The sequence below is a fragment of the Fischerella major NIES-592 genome (assembly GCF_001904645.1).
Classification (GTDB): Bacteria; Cyanobacteriota; Cyanobacteriia; order Cyanobacteriales; family Nostocaceae; genus Fischerella; species Fischerella thermalis.
Map to the genome: position 1 here is coordinate 523,365 of NZ_MRCA01000001.1, position 17,639 is coordinate 541,003.

The 17,639-nt window shown below is 41.7% G+C and carries 14 protein-coding genes; 6 read left to right on the forward strand and 8 right to left on the reverse strand.

All coding sequences use genetic code 11. The annotated features are described in order from the left end of the window. Positions 1-112 precede the first annotated feature (112 nt). From NIES592_RS02305 to NIES592_RS02325, 5 genes are all read right to left on the reverse strand, one after another. The gene (locus NIES592_RS02305) at positions 113-3,169 is read right to left on the reverse strand and encodes a carboxypeptidase regulatory-like domain-containing protein (protein WP_073554797.1); all 3,057 of its coding nucleotides are present in this window, start codon (positions 3,167-3,169) and stop codon (positions 113-115) included. A gap of 224 nt (positions 3,170-3,393) precedes the next feature. Continuing rightward, positions 3,394-4,314 carry a fimbrial biogenesis chaperone gene (locus NIES592_RS02310; RefSeq protein WP_073554798.1) on the reverse strand — a complete coding sequence of 307 codons (921 nt, stop codon included), beginning with the start codon at positions 4,312-4,314 and terminating at the stop codon, positions 3,394-3,396. Positions 4,315-4,367: 53 nt separating this feature from the next. Continuing rightward, positions 4,368-4,934: a hypothetical protein gene (locus NIES592_RS02315; protein WP_073554799.1), complete on the reverse strand. Its 567-nt coding sequence runs from the start codon at positions 4,932-4,934 to the stop codon at positions 4,368-4,370. Positions 4,935-5,063: 129 nt separating this feature from the next. Continuing rightward, positions 5,064-5,651 (reverse strand): hypothetical protein, encoded by a 588-nt coding sequence (locus NIES592_RS02320; protein WP_073554800.1) that lies wholly within the window; start codon positions 5,649-5,651, stop codon positions 5,064-5,066. Between the two features lie 191 nt (positions 5,652-5,842). Further along, positions 5,843-7,882, reverse strand: coding sequence for an ELWxxDGT repeat protein (locus NIES592_RS02325; RefSeq protein WP_073554801.1), 2,040 nt, complete (start codon positions 7,880-7,882; stop codon positions 5,843-5,845). Positions 7,883-8,449: 567 nt separating this feature from the next. Between NIES592_RS02325 and NIES592_RS02330 the strand changes: the two genes are divergently transcribed. Beyond that, positions 8,450-9,892: a sensor histidine kinase gene (locus tag NIES592_RS02330; RefSeq protein WP_073554802.1), complete on the forward strand. Its 1,443-nt coding sequence runs from the start codon at positions 8,450-8,452 to the stop codon at positions 9,890-9,892. Between the two features lie 92 nt (positions 9,893-9,984). Here NIES592_RS02330 and NIES592_RS02335 read toward each other — a convergent pair whose 3' ends face one another. After that, positions 9,985-10,698, reverse strand: a complete 714-nt coding sequence (locus NIES592_RS02335) for a rubrerythrin family protein (RefSeq protein ID WP_062249008.1) — start codon at positions 10,696-10,698, stop codon at positions 9,985-9,987. Positions 10,699-10,991: 293 nt separating this feature from the next. Here NIES592_RS02335 and NIES592_RS02340 point away from each other — a divergent pair, with 293 nt between their 5' ends. Continuing rightward, positions 10,992-11,315, forward strand: coding sequence for a hypothetical protein (locus tag NIES592_RS02340; RefSeq protein ID WP_256678050.1), 324 nt, complete (start codon positions 10,992-10,994; stop codon positions 11,313-11,315). An 86-nt stretch (positions 11,316-11,401) separates the two neighbouring features. Here NIES592_RS02340 and pgeF read toward each other — a convergent pair whose 3' ends face one another. Next, on the reverse strand, positions 11,402-12,199 hold the full coding sequence (pgeF, locus tag NIES592_RS02345; protein WP_073554803.1) for a peptidoglycan editing factor PgeF: 798 nt from the start codon (positions 12,197-12,199) through the stop codon (positions 11,402-11,404). Positions 12,200-12,275: 76 nt separating this feature from the next. Here pgeF and NIES592_RS02350 point away from each other — a divergent pair, with 76 nt between their 5' ends. Both NIES592_RS02350 and NIES592_RS02355 read left to right on the forward strand, forming a co-directional pair. Then, positions 12,276-13,091, forward strand: a complete 816-nt coding sequence (locus tag NIES592_RS02350) for a biotin--[acetyl-CoA-carboxylase] ligase (protein WP_073554965.1) — start codon at positions 12,276-12,278, stop codon at positions 13,089-13,091. 136 nt (positions 13,092-13,227) lie between these two features. Further along, complete coding sequence (locus NIES592_RS02355; protein WP_073554804.1) at positions 13,228-14,799, forward strand: peptidoglycan DD-metalloendopeptidase family protein; 1,572 nt, start codon at positions 13,228-13,230, stop codon at positions 14,797-14,799. A 120-nt stretch (positions 14,800-14,919) separates the two neighbouring features. Here NIES592_RS02355 and NIES592_RS02360 read toward each other — a convergent pair whose 3' ends face one another. Beyond that, entirely contained in the window at positions 14,920-15,579 is a 660-nt protein-coding gene (locus NIES592_RS02360; RefSeq protein WP_026086394.1) for a riboflavin synthase, read from the reverse strand. Positions 15,580-15,918: 339 nt separating this feature from the next. On the opposite strand from NIES592_RS02360, the gene NIES592_RS02365 reads away from it, so the two are divergent. Both NIES592_RS02365 and NIES592_RS02370 read left to right on the forward strand, forming a co-directional pair. Then, a complete protein-coding gene (locus NIES592_RS02365; RefSeq protein WP_009458383.1) occupies positions 15,919-16,416 on the forward strand; it encodes a bifunctional nuclease family protein in 498 nt (165 codons plus the stop codon). 92 nt (positions 16,417-16,508) lie between these two features. Beyond that, entirely contained in the window at positions 16,509-17,639 is a 1,131-nt protein-coding gene (locus NIES592_RS02370; RefSeq protein ID WP_062248998.1) for an aldo/keto reductase, read from the forward strand.

Here is a 17,639-nt window from a genome sequence, read left to right on the forward strand (position 1 = left end):
CTGCTGTAATTCACATCAAACGTAACTTTACTTTTTGTAGCTAGATTTAGATCCAGAAAATATTCCCCTCTTCCCGTAAACAGAAGGGAATCTAACACCTTAAACTTCTAACTTATTTTTTCTTAGCCGCCGCCGAGATTGGCAATTGCAGATTTTGATCAAAAACAAACTCATTTTTAATTTGCACTACTCGCTTGGCAAGATTATCGCTTGGTGCAGTAGCATCCTGGGAAGGAACCTGGATCGTGTACTTACCAACAGGAACATTATCAAAGCGGTAAAAACCAAACTCGTCTGTCATACCAGATGTCACAGGTTTACCGTCAGCACCAATTAATTCCACCTTAACTTTTGCCACAGCTTGACCAGCAGTATCAGTGATCTTTCCAGCCATACCATATTCTTCTCGCACAGGGAAATTTAGACGAGTTACAGCAGATGAGGCAACTTCCGCTACTATGCTAGTTTTGACCGTAGAAAGTTCTACTGGTAATTTGTTTGGATCAAGTTCAACCACATACACGCCTTCTGGTAAGTTACTAACAAAGAAGTTACCAAAAGAATCGGTTTGAGATCCACCAACTATTTTATTACGACTATCAACTACACGAATAGCAGCTCCTGCTAAATTAAAATCTTTATTTTCTCCTTCGACAACAATTCGTCCGGCAATTCCACCTCTTTCACGTCCCAAACCATAAGATTTAGCAGGAGTAAGTTTACCACCAGCAAAAGACAAATCTGATACCAAAGAAATTGTCAGACGATCATCTCCAAATCCTCCAATTATGTTTTTACTTCTGGAAGGAATGCCTTGGTAATCAACTCTAGCGAGTAAGCCTGGAAGTACTTGCATACTTGCCCCAACAACTGGCCCTACATCTCCATCACTGTACGCAAGTCCTAATCTCCAATTCAAACCACCCAAACTCAGAGAACTACGATTGACGGCAACAGTATAACGAGGAGACAAATCGCCACCAAATTCACCACCTAGAGACAATTGATATGCTCTGTTCAGATTGTAGCTAAAATCAGAAGTATAAATATCACCAAAAGTATTAAAAGATAGTCTGCTTACTGGAGATATCTGATAAAAAGCGTTGAATATATATTGTCCTTCAGTGTCTGGTCTGCCCCTTAAAGATACGCCCGAAAAAGGATTTACTGCAAACGTAGGCAAAATATAATTAGTTGCATCATCACCATCAGTTTGACGGCTACGAGCAAGAAATCCTAAATTAAAAGTATTGCTAAAACGGTAATTAACTTCTAGGCTATGATTGTAGCGATCGCCTGATCCGTTGTTAGAGTAATATCCTGATGGAAATAACTGAGAATTACCCAGGATTTCTAACTTGCCAAAATCTGCATCTAAATCTGCCGTGTAACCTAATTCACCACGTGATGTACCAAGACTTGTAGCAAGAATTACAGGACTTGCTGGTCGCCAAACAAAGCCTGCTTGTGCTTGCAAGGTATCAGGGATAGCCTGAATTGCTCCTTCAAAAGTTAAGTTATTAGAAAGTCCTTGACGAAACTGGTAAAATCCGACTGGCTCTCCAGCATCACCATCGAAACCGTAAAACAAAGCATTTTGGGCTAAATTACCACTTAATCCCAATCCAGCTAATTGCACATTGCCACCAGCTGGCAGTAATAAGTCAGAAGTATTAAGTCTTAAAGAGCGAATTTCTGTTGGTACGCTAATATTGTTGCGATCGTAGATTAATAGTTCTATTTCATTGCTATTGCTAACAGGCAATCTGACATCAACAAATTCATATACTCCATTCAATCCGACCTGTTGCTGGGCAACTACAATTCCACTTACTCTTAACTGCACAAAACTTGCGGGTGGTGCTTCTCCCCGAAATGTTTGTAAAGGTCGAGAACGTCTGGGTAAAAGTTCGGAAGCACTGTAACTTTGATACAAGCTATCAGCAGGCAAATTAGTCAAACCAATTTGCGCTCCTGTCAAATCCATACTATTGAGTAGAGGATGTAAACCTATTTGTTGCCGACCAATTTGATAGCGAAACCGATTTTCACGTTTATAGAAAAAGTACTCAGAAACATCTGGTACATTCTCAAAGTTATTATTTAGACGAACACGCCATGTTCCTCCTGCCAGCCTTCCTCCCAAAAGAGTAGAACTGCGTAGATTTGTATCTTCAGAATTCCTATAAAGATATAATTCTTGCCTTAGACTTGATAGGGCGCTGCTAGGAGGTTTGACATCTGGTTCTAATTCAGGAGTGGGTTGCCCAGACTCTCTATTATCTTGTTGCCAAGGTAAGTTAACAATTAAAGCTAGATCTGAAGTTTTAAATTCAATTGGTGTAGCTAATTTTTCTTTTAGTAAAACATCGCTAATATATGTAATTCCATCAATTTTTTTCAGACTATTTTCAGCTATATCAACTACTCCTAAAGGAGTTTTTAATTGGATTTTACCATTAACATTAGTAACCGTAAAATTAGCAATTTCAGCAAATGATTCTAAAGGTACTAAGATAGTATTTCCATCAAGACGAATTTCGAGACCACCAACCTCTCGCCGATTAATAATTACTCCGACTAAAAAAGTACCTCCTACAGATTTGATATTTTGAGCAATATTGCTAGAATCTCTATTCACAGATGCATAATCATTCTTAGCATCTTCCACAGATTTGATATTATTTGTAGTTACTTCTGTATTGCCTGGAGTTTCTGTAGTAGCAGAATTATTAGAAGATTGTTGATTATTATTTAAATCTGGTGGCAGATCGGCAATTACCTGAACTTTGGGAGATTGATTTACCAAAACAGGCGTATTCATAGACGCTGTTGGAGTTGATAAAACTGTTGTTGAATTAGCTTGGCTATTAGAAAATTCCGGTGGAACACTTTGGGCTTTAAATATAGCTGCTAACAATTTATAGTGTTTCTCTACTAAATCAATCTGACCATCAAGAAAATCAATTTCTTCCTGCTCTAATGATAATTCTGATTTTTGTGCTTTGGAAGTAATATCATTAGTGCTATTCTCCAAAGCGGCTTCTGCAATAATTTTTAGTTGCTCAGAAAAAAGCTGGTTTTCTGTAATTTTTCGTTCAATGACCTGCTCTGGCTGTAATGTAATTGAAATGACTGGTGGTGCAGGTGGTAAAGCTGGATAGAGCATACTCAAGCACAAAATTTGTATTAGATTAGAAAGTTTAAGCAAGCAAAGAATCACCGCCTAGAGGATTTCTAGGCAGTAAATGAATTTAGACTTTTCTAAAGTCCATCTGGATGGACTTTGTTTGTGTAGCTAGGAACTTTATTTGCTAGGAAAATAAGCAAGAGTAATGAAGAATTTATAGATGCGGATTTATCCAGATAATTTTTGCTTGAAAACAACAATCACTATCTGCTGCCAAGAGGATTTTTTAAATCACGAGAAGTATTAGGCTGAGTTTGAGACTTTTGGGTAGTAGGTGCTGAAACAGTAAAGGGTATACCTTGGTCAATTTTTATGCCATTCAACTCACCGTTGAGGTCTAAGATGTAGTTACCAGGAGGTAATTTTTTGGTGATAGGTAGCAATAAGCGCCGACGTTCCGCAGGTAAAACGGGGGAGTTTGGTAACATTCCCGCATCAAGAATATTTTCTGGGATTTTTTTTCCTGGTCTTCCCAAACCATCTATGGGTTTTGTTGTCTTAGGGCCTGGATATTTTGCCGCAGGCCAGATTGAATATTGCCCTGTAAGGCGTACGTAACCATTACCTTGGCTAGAAACATCAAATACTGCTGTTGGCTGAGTCTGTGTCTTCGTATCTACAGTAATGGAGTTGAGGACGCCAACCCTTTTAATGTCTCCTACGTAACCATAAATTACCACGCCTAACCGGGCAACAGTTTTAATACCACTCGCTTTCTCAGCTGCTGAGGGAAGTTCTTCTAAGTACATAATCGCCCGATGTTCCCCTGATTTTGGTTTGGTTCTGGGACGGACATTGAAGCGTATGGTTTGAGAACTACGAGGTGGGATAGTAAATTGCGAGGGCGTAAAAACAATCCATCGTGCCAATGATTCTTCGCCAGATGGAATTTCTTCGAGTCTATTATTTTCACTCATCCGCCATGAGCGAACATAAGCCTTGAGTTCCACAGGCTGAGAGGAAACGTTGATGACACGAATCGTTTGTGTGCGTGTTTTGCCGCCAATTTCCAGTTCCATTCGAGGCGGATTGACACCAATATTAATTGCTGCGATCGCACTTGGTATCCCCAAGGCAAATGTTCCAATTAAAGTTAAGGCTATTTTTGTTGCTTTTGCGAACATTTCTATGAAATTTTCACTCCTTCACACACCTGTTTTAGGTAAAGCGCTATCCCCTACTCACGCCGATTCACCGTTACCGACAGCACACCCCCATAGCTCCCTGCTGTACGGGCAGTTGAAAGGTCGAATCGCAAGCGCACACCTCCCTGCACCAAAGCTGTATTAGTAGCTTCATCGCGCGATATTTCAATAATTGGCAATGGTTCCACAGAAACTTGCATTGCCTGATCACCACGTTGATTGTTACTAAACCCGTCCACCTGACCGTTCACTCCCTTGAGATCGTAGGTGGCATAGAGAGAACCGACCTGATCGATGGGAACCCGCATCTGCCATAGACCTGGTAACTCACGAATCACTACCGGATTAAATAGAGGTGGAGCCAGCAAGTCTTGTTCATCTTTTACCTTCTCACCAAAGGAATTAGGTAAAATCCCTCCTAATTCTTGAGGAGGAATGGTCAGTTTTTGGGGAGTCGCTAACTGATATATTTGCGTTGGCTCCGACACATCTAGAGATTGTGCTATGGACTGGAAATGCGGCAAAGTTAAGAAAGCTGCTACGACACCAAGACAGCGTTGAATATAGAATTTGTAGTTTACTTGCCGATCACTGACCATGTGGCTATGTTTTTGAAACAAATCAAGAAATAAATGATGAGTAGATGCCCCATCTATAGCTTTTTGTGGTGGTTATCTTGCCCACCTGATGAAAAGAGCAGGCAAGATGCCCGCACTATACATTAATAGTTATGGAGTTGACACATCTACGGTAATTGTGCCTGTGTAGGTTCCCATTACTGTGGCATTGGTTAAGTCTAAATCCAAGTCTGCACCCCCTATCTGAGGTGTATCTAGACCAGGTGCAGTAAAGTTATCAACAGTTGGAGTAATACTATTCACTCCTATAGTTTGACCACCCATTTCAGTTAAAATTGTGCTTGAAAGGTTGACATCCACATTACCAGTAGAATTAGACCAAACTGCGTATAACTCTGGAATATTTTGTTGTATGGCTGCCAAATTTCCAAAAGGACTGGTTGGATCAAGAGTGACATCAGCATTACCTGCGATATCTATAGTGACTGTGGGACTAGTAGGGTCGTAGTCTTTGCCAACAAAGCCAGTGCCTTGTGCTGTTAATGATGTTACACCCAATAAGGTCGTGTCGAGAGTCATGTTAACTGTTTGGAAAGTCCGCAGGTACAAAATTTCTGGTACTGTATAGTTAATAGTTACATCTTGGGTTTGAGTTAAAGCTTGAGCGGGTGTAGAAAACAGAGAACTGCCCAAAATGGCTGTACCAGCAGCAGCAATAGTGAGAATTTTGTTCTTCATGATTAAAAATTGCTCCTCATGTTTGTGTTAAATACGTAACTTGCAAATCTCTCTGATTGCCCTCTTGGGCAGACAAAGGTAATTTTGACTTTACTATTTCGTAGTAATTTACTAGCTGTTAGCAAATCTGCAATCAATTTTTTCTTGTTCAATAACTTGCTTAATTTTGTCTCTCCACACCACCTCCTTTACTAAAGCACCCACAACTCTGTTCCGTTGATTCCGTCGTCAGCAATAAAGAACAGCTTGTCACCAACGACAGTCAGCTTGTCAGGGTTGGCATAATCTACAGAGTTTATGTATGTAACCTGTTGCGTCCCCGCTTCCGTGCCGTCACTGCTCCATACTTCGCGACTAGTCTGTTCCTCAGAAGCATTGAAAGTGGAGGCGGCAAAGTAGAGAGTGCCACCAAAATTCACGAGGCTTCCAGGGAGACTGCTATCAGAACCAGACCAAATATCTTTAACTAAATATGTTCCTGCATCACTGCCATCACTCCTCCACAACTCAAATCCATTGTTGGGGTCGTAGGTAGTGAAGTAAAGCGTGTTACCAACAGCAGTTAAATTGATGGGGCCAAAACTGAGATTCGGCGCTGCATTCAAATCACTCTTGACACGCGCTGTGTTTGTACCATCACTCTTCCACAGTTCTTGTTTAAAGTCGTTGTTGCTATCGAGTACAAAATATAAGGTGCTGCCTACAGCTGTAAGTAGAGTTGGTCCAAATCCACCTGTCCCTGGAGTAAGGTCTATAACAGAAGTTCCTACTGCTGTACCATCACTCTTCCATAACTCTATACCTGTGCTGCCATCGTTAGCAGTAAAGTAGAGAGTACTATCAACAACCGTAAGATTTGCAGGGACAGAACTTGCTCCACCTATAGCAATGTCTTTAACGAGAGTTGTACCTACTGCCGTGCCATCACTTGACCATAGTTCGGTACCATTGACCCCATCATTCGCAGCAAAAAAAAGCTTGCCACCAAAAGCAAGCAGGCTTGATGGATTAGAACTAGTAGCACCAGTGTAGATATCTTTAACTAGACTAACTGTATTGCCATCGGACACCCAAAGTTCTCTACCATTGCTGCCATTATCAGCAGTGAAAAACAGCTTGTTACCCACAACTGTGAGATTTTGCGGATTAGCGTTGCCAGCCGAGGGATTGATGTCACTCAGCCTTGTAGTTGTGTTTGTGGAGCTATCGTAAACCCACAGTTCCCTACCAGTGCTACCATCATCAGCAGTGAAGAAAAGCTTCGTAGTACCAAAAGCTGTCAGATTCGCTGGATTGAAACCACTGGGATTAAGATTGGTGATGCGGCTTGTACCAGCAACAGAACCGTCACTCTTCCACAGTTGTACACCACTGCTGCCATCATTGGCCGTAAAGTAGAGCGTGCTTCCTAATGCTGTCAGAGAATCTGGGTTAGAACTGTTGGCACCAGACCAGATATCCAGCCGTTTACCTTTTTTACTTTCAAAGGAAAGATTTAAGGTGTAGTTAGTTGCACCTGTATTATCATAAACCCGAATGTAGTATGTACCACTAGTTAAGTCTTTAATAATTGACTCTGAAGTGGTGTATGGGTTGTTAGAAAATGCTATTCTAGTGCCAGAATTGTTGTACAGTTCAACATTCGCATTGCCCACTAAATCTTGTAAGCTCAAGTTGAGTTTACCGTCAGTAGCAATGTTAAATTTGTAGTAATCATTACTGTCGGTAAGGACACCTTTACTACCTACAAAATCAATGTAAGTGGTAGGGGAGCTACTACTAAGCGTGCCAATGTTTTGGGCTGTAGCTCGTGTATTATCAGAAATACCACTTTCTTGAATTGAATAAGCAGCAAAGCTGAGGTTGTAATTAGTGCCTACAGCACCATTAACTAAACCGACACGGACGTAGTAAATACCAGGATTTAAGGTACGAGCGAGTAACTCCGACGCTGTACCAGTGGAGTTAGCTGTCTGTAGAAGTGTACCGGTTTGAGTATACAGATTCAAACTGGCATTGTCACTTAAACCATCCAAAGTCATGCTTAAGAGACTGGCACTGCTGCCACCAATGCTGATTTTGTAATAATCACTAATGTCAGAACTACTAACCGAGTCTTGAAAGATATTAGGAGTACTACTAAGGGAACCACCAATGTAGGATGCTGATGTTGTGTCTAAAGCAGTACTTCTAGTACTCCCTGGGTCTGGAAATCCTGAAAATGTTGCCATGAAAGTCTATCGACTCCTTGCAAAAATTATTTTTATCTTTAGTTTTGATGGCAGCAGTCCCTGATGAGGTGATCAAAACTAAGTCAAACTTTTTATGGGTTTGAATTATTCAGTCAATAAATGTCTTAGCTCCCATTAAGTATGTAGATGCCAAGATTGATTGTTTACAAAAATTTGTAGCTTAATTTACTAAATATCTTGATTTTTCAACCTACTTAGCAAGCTGATATGTGTGTATAACTTACTAGTAAATAAGTAAAGTTACTTTCTGGGAACAAGAAAATATCTATTGTTTGTCTTGATTATTTAGGAATTTAATTCCAAATTACAACAACCAGAATATAGCTCTTATGTCTTAATCATTACTTCCGTAATATTGTGTAATTTACAAATATAAAAATTATAAAAATTAAGTGTAAATACGGTTTTAATGACATAGATTTTGTGAATCTGCACAAAAATTATGTCATTTACAAGAGTTTTGAGAGAGTAAGGCATACTAAAACTTAGTACAAAATATGGACAAGATATGAATATCAGATAGATTTGCTATGACTTGCTACATCTATGTTTCAAACAACTCGTCGTCGCCTAGCCTTGTGGTACACAGCTGTAACTGCTTTACTGCTGCTGTTATTTGCTACTGGTGTGTATCTGTATGTTCGTAATACTTTGGTGGAGCGGATTGACGATACTTTAAATCATGTGGTGGAAGTAGTGGAGCGCTCTCTTGTCATTGAACCAATTAACTCTAACACCAGTCAATACCGTATTAATGTAGAAGCTAGTTTTCGCGATAACACCGATACAGTAGAAACTGTCGAAGATGACCACATAGACTTAGAATGGTTTAGTCCCACTGGACAACTACTCTGGTCTACTCTTTCAGAACCTCTAGATATTCCCATTCATGTCAACCGCACAGGTGAGACGGTGCATGTGACGAGACAGAGAGATGGGGGAATGGGGGGATGGGGGGATAGAGAGAATTCTTCACTGCTTCTACGCCAGGTAACTCAACGAGTAGAAGTAGGCAAACAAGTACTGGGATATCTGCGTGTAAGTCATCCTTGGTTTGAAGTCACAAAACCCAGCCGACAGTTAATACTTGATTTGGCAATAGGCATCTGGATGATGGTACTTTCTGTGGCTGCAAGCGGCTGGTTTCTGTCTGGTAAAGCTATGGAGCCAGTATACGAGTCATATCAACGCCTGAAACAGTTTACTGCTGACGCTTCTCATGAACTAAGAAGTCCGATCGCTTTGATTCAAACCAATGTCCAAGTTGCTCTTGCAGATTTAGAAACTGCTGAGGTAAAAGATGCTACTCTTTCCCACTATCGCCAACAGTTACAAGTGGTAGAACGACTCACCCAACGCTTAGGTAAATTAGTTAATGATTTACTTTTCCTAGCGCGCCAAGATAGTGGTATTAGCCAAGAAAACTTTTCTGCTTGTCCTGTCGATGCTTTACTCATGGAAGTAGTAGAAGAACAACAACTGTTAGCAGCTGAAAAAAATATTACCCTCACCTTCAACTTAATTGACCCTCCAACCACAGAAACTAACCCCGAAATACTAGAAAATTGGTTCACACTCTCAGGTAACTGGAATCAATTAGTACGATTGTTCACAAACTTAATTAGTAACGCCTTGCGCTACACTCCACCTTCTGGACAGGTAAACGTAGAATTAGCACGAGTCGAAGCAACAAACCGTACTTCAGGACTACGTTCTAGTCATCCCCAATTACAAATTAAAGTCAGTGATACTGGTATAGGCATTCCTACAGAAGCATTACCCCGGTTATTTGATCGCTTTTACCGAGTAGATCCAGCGCGTACCCATCCCAATGGTAGTATCAAGACAGAAAATACCACTGGCTCAGGCTTAGGTTTAGCGATCGCTTTAGCGATTGTAGAAAATCATCAAGGTCAAATTCAACTTGAAAGTACCCTTGGTAAAGGTACTAATGTCACTGTCACTTTACCTATAACTCTGGAAAAATAAAAATCATGATTAAACCACCAAGACACAGAGACACAAAGTGATCTTTTCTTTGTGTCTTAGTGTCTTTGTGGTTAATAACCTGCCGAAATTACTTAAGCCGCAACGGCTTCCTCATAGAGAACAAACGTTTTCTTGCTAGCGCCACAAATTGGACAATGCCAATCTTCTGGGATGGCTGCAAAGGGCGTACCTGGTGCAATACCAGAATCAGGATCACCTTCTGTTGGATCGTAGATCATTGAACATTGGCGGCAAATCCATTTTTGGGTAGCAGGATCACTACTTGCTGCTTTGGGAGAGGCTTTGACTCCTTCTAAGGCTTGTAGTGCTTCTGTATATTGCTGAGCGTGATGGTTTTCAATATGTGTTAGTAAGCCAAAATTATGAGCGGCTTTGCGGAATATGCCAGCGTGTTCGCGAGACTCGGCTTGTTGTGCTTCAAACTCGACGACGGCTTTCCCATCTCGATCTGCACGTGCTTGTTCAGCAAAGCCTGGGTACATAATTGTGTACTCGTAAGTTTCTCCTTCTATGGCTAATTCTAAACAGCGAGATGCGATCGCTTTTTTTTGCTCCTCTGTTAAGGATGCCACATCACCCACTACCAACTCTGGATGCATTAACCGAAAGTGAGCAAATGCGTGTTCAGTCTCTTGATTTGCCGTTTCCCTAAACAGCTTTGACAGTTCACTCATTCCTAATTGGCGAGTCACTTCTGCAAAGAAAAGATACTTGCGATTCGCCATAGATTCCCCTGCAAACGCTTCACTCAGGTTGTTAGCAGTGTTGGAGTTCGATAAATCCATTGTGTTCCCTCTTGTGAATCCACTGAACAAGACAATTTTTCGGAATAACTATTGTGAGGTAATAATTCCGAGTTCTCATTTTTAAGCGTACTCGTAATGAGTATGACTATTATAGAATATGTACTCATTATGAGTATGAAAAATCATAGATTAATTTAAGGAAATACCTTTAATGTCCAGTTGCGATCGCCAAATCAAAGAAAAAACACTGATTCTCTTTAAAAAAAGACTCTGCGTTCCTTTGCGCTTACTCTGCGTCCCTTTGCGTTTAAAGTCGCTATAATTTTACACAAATGCAAGGTATTTTGTTATCTCTTCAAGAAGAACTAAACTCGAATATTCAGGCAAATAATTTGTATGTAGAGCAGTTAACAACAACATTAGTTATTCATTTGTTAAAGAAATATTGTGTTAAGCAACCTGTAATTGCAACTAATAGTGATGGTTTACCTAAACACAAGCTGCGAAAGACCCTAGAGTACATTCATACCCATCTCAATCAAGACATTAAATTGGCTGACTTAGCTGGATCTGTGGCATTTTCGCCAAATTACAGGAGTGACACCCAAGGCTTATCAACAGCTTTAGGTTGTCAATTGTCATTTGTTAGTTGTTAGTGGTTGGTGGTTGATGGTTGTAGAGTGGTGGTTAATTGTTAGTTATTTCCAATGCCCACTACCCACACCTCCCCATCCCCAATCCCCTACCTACTCACAATCCCCGACCACTGAACCTTCTTCTGTTTTTCCCGACGATAGGAAAAGAAATGTTCAGGGTTTTGATAGGTACAATAAGGAGCGATCGCAATCTGTTCGGGACTAATGCCTAATTTTTCCATCTGTAAAAAGTTTATCCGTCTTACATCCAAACGGACTTTACCAGGGTTAGGGTCTGGAAATAAGGGTGAATTGGGTAGTTTGTGTAACGCCTCAACTATTGCATTCTCGTCATCATGTGGTATAATTGTTATTCCAATTTGTGCTGCAACTTGGGTGGATACTTGGTATACTTCCCCAGCGATCGCTGGCCCCATAGCAATCCGCAAATCTTCGATTTTGCTGCCTTGGGCTTGCAGGCGGGCGATCGCTTGCGGTACGACCTTTGCTGCCGTACCGCGCCATCCGGCGTGTACTGCTGCCACCTGACTAGTCTTTTCATCGGCAATCAGCACGGGTGTACAATCAGCAGAAGCGACCCAGAGGGCTTGTAATGGCTGTTCGCTGACTAAACCATCTGCTGATGCCAGGACACAATTGTCTTGTTGATCTACCCCATCGTCAGTTGAGAGTAACTGAGTCGTTATTTCTGAGGGTGTGAGAACAGTGTTGCCATGCACCTGTTTTAACCGATATCCTGAAGCATCTGGATGCAGTACTATCGTTAATTCTTCTGGAGAACGAGGCCAAAAATGTTGGGTAAAAAAGCCATGTGGCCAAGCTTCGAGAAGACTACAAGTCAGGTAAGACATCTCTTCCCAAGTCTGCCAATGCCAAGTGTGCATCTTCAACCAAGCCTAAAAACAACATAAAAATCAGCCAATTAATGCTAACTTGAACAAGCAAATTTGGGGAAACTTTGTGGGATTGGATCAGCAACGGTTGGAAGTAGCCTTAAAAAGCGAACGTCAGTATATTTATTTACCTTTTCACCTGCATATATTTGAATCTGTTGCTTCAACTAATCAGACCCTATGGGAACTGCTAGAGCAAGGAGCAAAAGATGGGACTGTAGCAATTGCAACTCAGCAAACAGCAGGACGGGGACAATGGGGGCGAAATTGGATTTCTCCCATGGGAGGATTATATCTTTCAGTTTTAATTACTCCTAACATTGCGGCTAGTCACAGCTACCAGCTAACTTTGGCAACCGCTTGGGGAATTGCCAATCAATTGCGAAAAAGTGGTGTTGATGTTGGCATCAAGTGGCCCAATGACTTAGTGATCAATAGGCGTAAATTGGGCGGTATTTTGACTGAAACAAAAGTCCATCAAGGCAGAATTACCCAAGCAGTAATTGGAGTTGGTATTAACTGGATGAACCCAGTTCCGGAAACTGGGATAAATTTGGAAATGTGGCAAGCTGCAAAAGAACCTAAACTAATTCCCTGTTTAGAAGTACTGGCAGCGAAAATCTTACTAGGAATAGAATCCGGTATACAGAGTCTTTTGCAAGAAGGAGTAAATATATTATTGACTCGCTATCAACAGTTGCTTGCAAATGTAGGCGATCGCGTCTACGTCAATAACCTTGCAGGCACTATAGTTGGTGTCACACCTACTGGGGAACTGCATGTAATCATGGACACATCCGAATCTTCACAAGCAACAAAACCAGAAATTTACCTCCAGCCCGGTATAATCAGCTTGGGCTATTGTACATCACCGAGTCAGTGAACAGTAAACAGTTATCAAGTTAAAAAATGATAAGCAAACCCATAATTTCATTTCGATTAACTGATAACTAAAAACTGATTACTGGTTAAACAATTTGTTTAGGCAAACTACGTACTTACACCCAATACCAAAACAAATGACGCAGCGCAATAACTCTGCCCCCAAACGCTTGCACTACTTATGGCGGCGATCGCTGCCAGCACAGAGTCTCTGTTTGCTTGGTAGCTTCAGCCTGATCAGCAGTGGCATGGTGCTTGCCCAAAGCGAATCGGCTATAGATAACATTGTTCCCACAACTGAAAATTCTCCAACTGTCAAAAAAAATACTGTTGAGCGTAGTCAAATTGTCATTCCAGAAAAACCTGACTCCCAACCAGAATTTTCCCAGCGCCGGAGTAGACTCAGACAAAGATTGCGACAGGAGGAGGCTTCCCAAACCCCAGCAACAGTCAGAGTCAGGAAATCCAAACCAGAGGTGTCAACTTCTCAATCGCCACAGAGAGTAAGAATTTCTCAACCGAATAATGCCCCTGTTGTCATCACAGAGGAAAAACCACAAGTAGAATTTACCGCCCCGACTCAACCTCGTCCAGGACAACAAAAACTTCCTGAAGTTGCCCAACCTGTTAATAATTCTCCTCATTCTACTAGTACCACACCAGGAAAACCCAAAGACTACAATAACGCTTATATTGACCCCACAGATTATAATCCCACAGCTAAATATGAAGCTCCTAGTAGCGTCATAGCTACAGAGCGTTCCAGTGGTTGTCAAGCTGTATTGCGGCAAGGAGTTGCTAGCAACAGCTGTGGTAGTAATCAGTCTGGGGTGAATGCCAATACTGGAACACCTAGTTGGCTAAAGAAAAGTCAAAATGTCCAGATAGCCGCGATTCCAGTTACAAAACGGCTGGCTACCAAAAAAGAAAGCAATCCTAGTTGGCGTCCACCCGGAATTGTTTCAAAGATAATCTCTAGTAATGGTTTGCGTTCTAACCGAGTTGCTAATCTGGGTACTACCAAGAATAATTATCACCCCAACCGCTTCATTCCTACTCCTGACAACTTTTTTCCCACAACTAGAGTTAGTGATGTGGCGATCGCACCCAGTGCTGGAACTTTAACAGCACCGATGACCGCTGACAATCTCACGCCCCGTCCTAGCGTGGTAGCTTACGACATTCCCCTAGCCACAACATTACCACAGATCGCCTACAGAGCCATTTATGGTAATAGAGTCGCAATTGCTGGCACAGGGTTGATGTACCCCCTGGCGATTCCCTCCCCGATTACCTCATTGTTTGGTTGGCGCATTCATCCAATTACAGGCGATCGCCGTTTCCATGCTGGTATGGACATCGGGGCGGCAACAGGAACACCAATTTTAGCAGCATATTCCGGTCAAGTAGAAGTTGCTGACTGGGTTGGTGGTTATGGTCAAGCTGTGATCCTCAACCACAACAACGCCCTACAAACCCTATATGGTCACATGTCCCAAATCCTTGTTCAACCAGGTCAACGGGTAGAAAGGGGAACTGTAATCGGTTTAGTAGGCAGTACAGGTAACTCTACAGGTCCTCACCTCCACTTTGAAGTCCGCCAACTGACACCTCAAGGATGGATTGCTGTCGATCCAAGCCCACAAATACAATCTGCCCTTGGTCAATTACAACAAAGCACACAGACAGCCCAGGTAATCGGGGAGTAGGGACAAGGAGGACAAGGAGGACAAGGAGGACAGGGAGGTATTTATCCATATATTTCCCCAATCCCCACTTCTCACACTCCTTCCTCATACTCCTCATACTCCTCATCTCCCTATCCCCAATCACAAATACCCGTGTTCAGCAAGGAATGCGGGTGTTATTTCCTCACGATTTGCATTTGGGGGAAATTTAAGAAACTTTTCTACGTATTTTCCGAGAATATCACCTTCGAGATTAACCCAACTGCCATTTACTAGATAGCGGAGGTTAGTCTCGGCATAAGTGAGGGGAATCACGGCTACTGTAAACTGGGAAATTTCTGGATTATAATCAGCTACTGTAAGGCTAATACCGTTCACAGCTATACTGCCTTTGGGAACAATATAACGCGCGATCGCATCAGGAGCTGTAAAAGTCATTTCCCAAGCGGTTGCTGTCTGTTGTGCCGAAACCATGCAACCGATACCATCTACGTGTCCCATCACAAAATGACCGCCGACTTTGCCACCTACCCGTAAGGAAGTTTCTAAATTTACATATCTTGGTTCCGTGTGTTCTTTCCCTAGAGTTGTGCGGCGCAGAGTCTCTGGTGATGCTGTTGCGATAAAACCGTCTTTTAAAATTTCTTCTACGGTAAGGCAAATGCCATCTACTGCTACACTGTCACCATAACCTAAGTCCCCCATAATGACTCCACATGGGTGGCTAACACAACTAATTTGCCAAGAATCTCCCTCTAAGGGTCTTATGGTTCCTAATGCTTGGATTATTCCTGTAAACACGACTATTTTCTCAATTCAACTCAATTTAACGCTTTATTTTGACTAAAAGTAATTGGTAATTCTCACAAGAATTTCAATCCTCAAAGTATAATTTTCAACCATTGTTTGTATCAAGATTTCAATACATTTACAGTAAAGATAAGGCATATTTAGATAATTACATTATGGCGAGAAAAAACTAATTCGACTTACTCTGGTATTCACAACCATTTGGGAGTTTAATAGAAGCAATTATATAGAATAAAGACCTATGTTTTTGATAGTCCCAACCTTGCCCAATCAAGGGTATGATTTGTTACAGATTCCTCTAACGCTCAAAGGATTGTAGAGGCTTAGCCAATGATTGAAATGAAAGTCGCTGGCATAGCATTAGATGCCATAACCCGCAGCCCGATTGTACTTTTAAAAGATGCTTCAGATCGGCGTGCTTTACCTATTTATATCGGTCAGGAACAGGCTAGGGCGATCATGGGCGCACTAGAGAATCAAAAGCCTCCTAGACCTTTAACCCACGACCTAATAGTAAATATTCTAGAGGTGTGGAATATGACTCTAGAGCGCGTTATTATTCATTCCTTACAAAAGGATACATTTTATGCAGCTTTAATTATTAAACAAGGCGAAGTCAAAAAAGAAATTGACGCACGTCCTAGTGATGCGATCGCCATTGCTCTCCGTACAAATACGCCTATTTGGGTCATGGAAGAAGTCATAGCTGATGCATCTATACCCGTAGATCGGGATGCTGATGAAGCTGAACAGCAAGCCTTCCGTGAATTTATCTCCAATCTCCGTCCTGAAGATTTAATTAAGCGTTTTGGCAATGGTGAATCATAGAAATTAAGTGAGTTGGTTGTTGATTGTTGCTTGTTGGTCGTTGGTAGGATCACCAAACAACAAACATCAAACACCAAACAACAAACACTAAGATGCAATACCGACGCTTTGGAAAAACCGAACTGCGCCTTTCGGTATTTTCTTTGGGAACAATGCGCTATTTAGCTTCACCAGACAATGTATGGCAAACAATTCAAACAGCTATAGCGCTGGGAATTAATCATATAGAAACTGCAAGAGGTTACGGCAAAAGTGAGGAGTATCTTGGTCAGGCGATCGCCTTGGGGTTGCCGATACCCCGTTCGCAGCTTTACATTACAACAAAAATCCCTCCCACAGTAGATGCAGATACAATGCGTCGGTGCATCGATGAATCTCTGGAAAGATTGCATCTAGACTATCTAGATTGCTTGGGGATTCACGGTTTAAACACTTGGGAACATCTTAATTGGGTCAAGGCTAAAGGTGGCTGTATGCAAGCTGTTCAAGAAGCTGTTGCCGATGGTCGGGTGCGACACGTTGGATTTTCTACCCACGGTTCCTTAGATGTGATTTTGGCAGCAATCAATACAGATTTTTTTGAATTTGTCAATCTTCACTACTACTATTTTTTCCAGCGTCATGCCCCAGCTATTGAATTGGCTGCAACCAAGGACATGGGCATATTTATTATTTCCCCTGCCGATAAGGGTGGACGTTTGTACACTCCACCCCCAACCTTAGTTAATTTGTGTCATCCCTTCTCGCCTTTAGAGTTGAACTATCGATTTCTACTGAGTGACCCCCGGATTACTACCTTGAGTGTGGGGCCAGCAAAACCTGAAGAATTAACTCATATATCTGGGGTTGCTGACTGTGATCGACAATTAACCTCAGAGGAAATTACTGTTTTTGAAAGTTTAGAAAATTACAAAAATTTGGTTTTGGGTACTGAGCAATGTAGTCAGTGTTATGAATGCTTACCCTGCCCAGAAAATATTAACATTCCAGAAGTGCTGCGGCTAAGAAATTTGGCAGTAGCCTATGACATGACCGATTATGGACAATATCGTTATGGAATGTTTGAAAACGCCGGTCACTGGTTTCCTGGAATGAAAGCAAATCGCTGTACAGAATGCGGTGAGTGCTTGCCCAGGTGTCCGCAAAATTTAGATATCCCCGCTTTATTGAAAGATACCCATCAAAGGTTAAAAGGGAAAAGTGGTAGGCGATTATGGGAATAG

Coding starts and splice junctions, on each gene's coding strand:
- NIES592_RS02305 (WP_073554797.1), bottom strand. CDS start 3,169: ATGCTCTATCCAGCTTTACCACCTGCACCACCAGTCATTTCAATTACA.
- NIES592_RS02310 (WP_073554798.1), bottom strand. CDS start 4,314: ATGTTCGCAAAAGCAACAAAAATAGCCTTAACTTTAATTGGAACATTT.
- NIES592_RS02315 (WP_073554799.1), bottom strand. CDS start 4,934: ATGGTCAGTGATCGGCAAGTAAACTACAAATTCTATATTCAACGCTGT.
- NIES592_RS02320 (WP_073554800.1), bottom strand. CDS start 5,651: ATGAAGAACAAAATTCTCACTATTGCTGCTGCTGGTACAGCCATTTTG.
- NIES592_RS02325 (WP_073554801.1), bottom strand. CDS start 7,882: ATGGCAACATTTTCAGGATTTCCAGACCCAGGGAGTACTAGAAGTACT.
- NIES592_RS02330 (WP_073554802.1), top strand. CDS start 8,450: ATGTTTCAAACAACTCGTCGTCGCCTAGCCTTGTGGTACACAGCTGTA.
- NIES592_RS02335 (WP_062249008.1), bottom strand. CDS start 10,698: ATGGATTTATCGAACTCCAACACTGCTAACAACCTGAGTGAAGCGTTT.
- NIES592_RS02340 (WP_256678050.1), top strand. CDS start 10,992: ATGCAAGGTATTTTGTTATCTCTTCAAGAAGAACTAAACTCGAATATT.
- pgeF (WP_073554803.1), bottom strand. CDS start 12,199: ATGCACACTTGGCATTGGCAGACTTGGGAAGAGATGTCTTACCTGACT.
- NIES592_RS02355 (WP_073554804.1), top strand. CDS start 13,228: ATGACGCAGCGCAATAACTCTGCCCCCAAACGCTTGCACTACTTATGG.
- NIES592_RS02365 (WP_009458383.1), top strand. CDS start 15,919: ATGATTGAAATGAAAGTCGCTGGCATAGCATTAGATGCCATAACCCGC.
- NIES592_RS02370 (WP_062248998.1), top strand. CDS start 16,509: ATGCAATACCGACGCTTTGGAAAAACCGAACTGCGCCTTTCGGTATTT.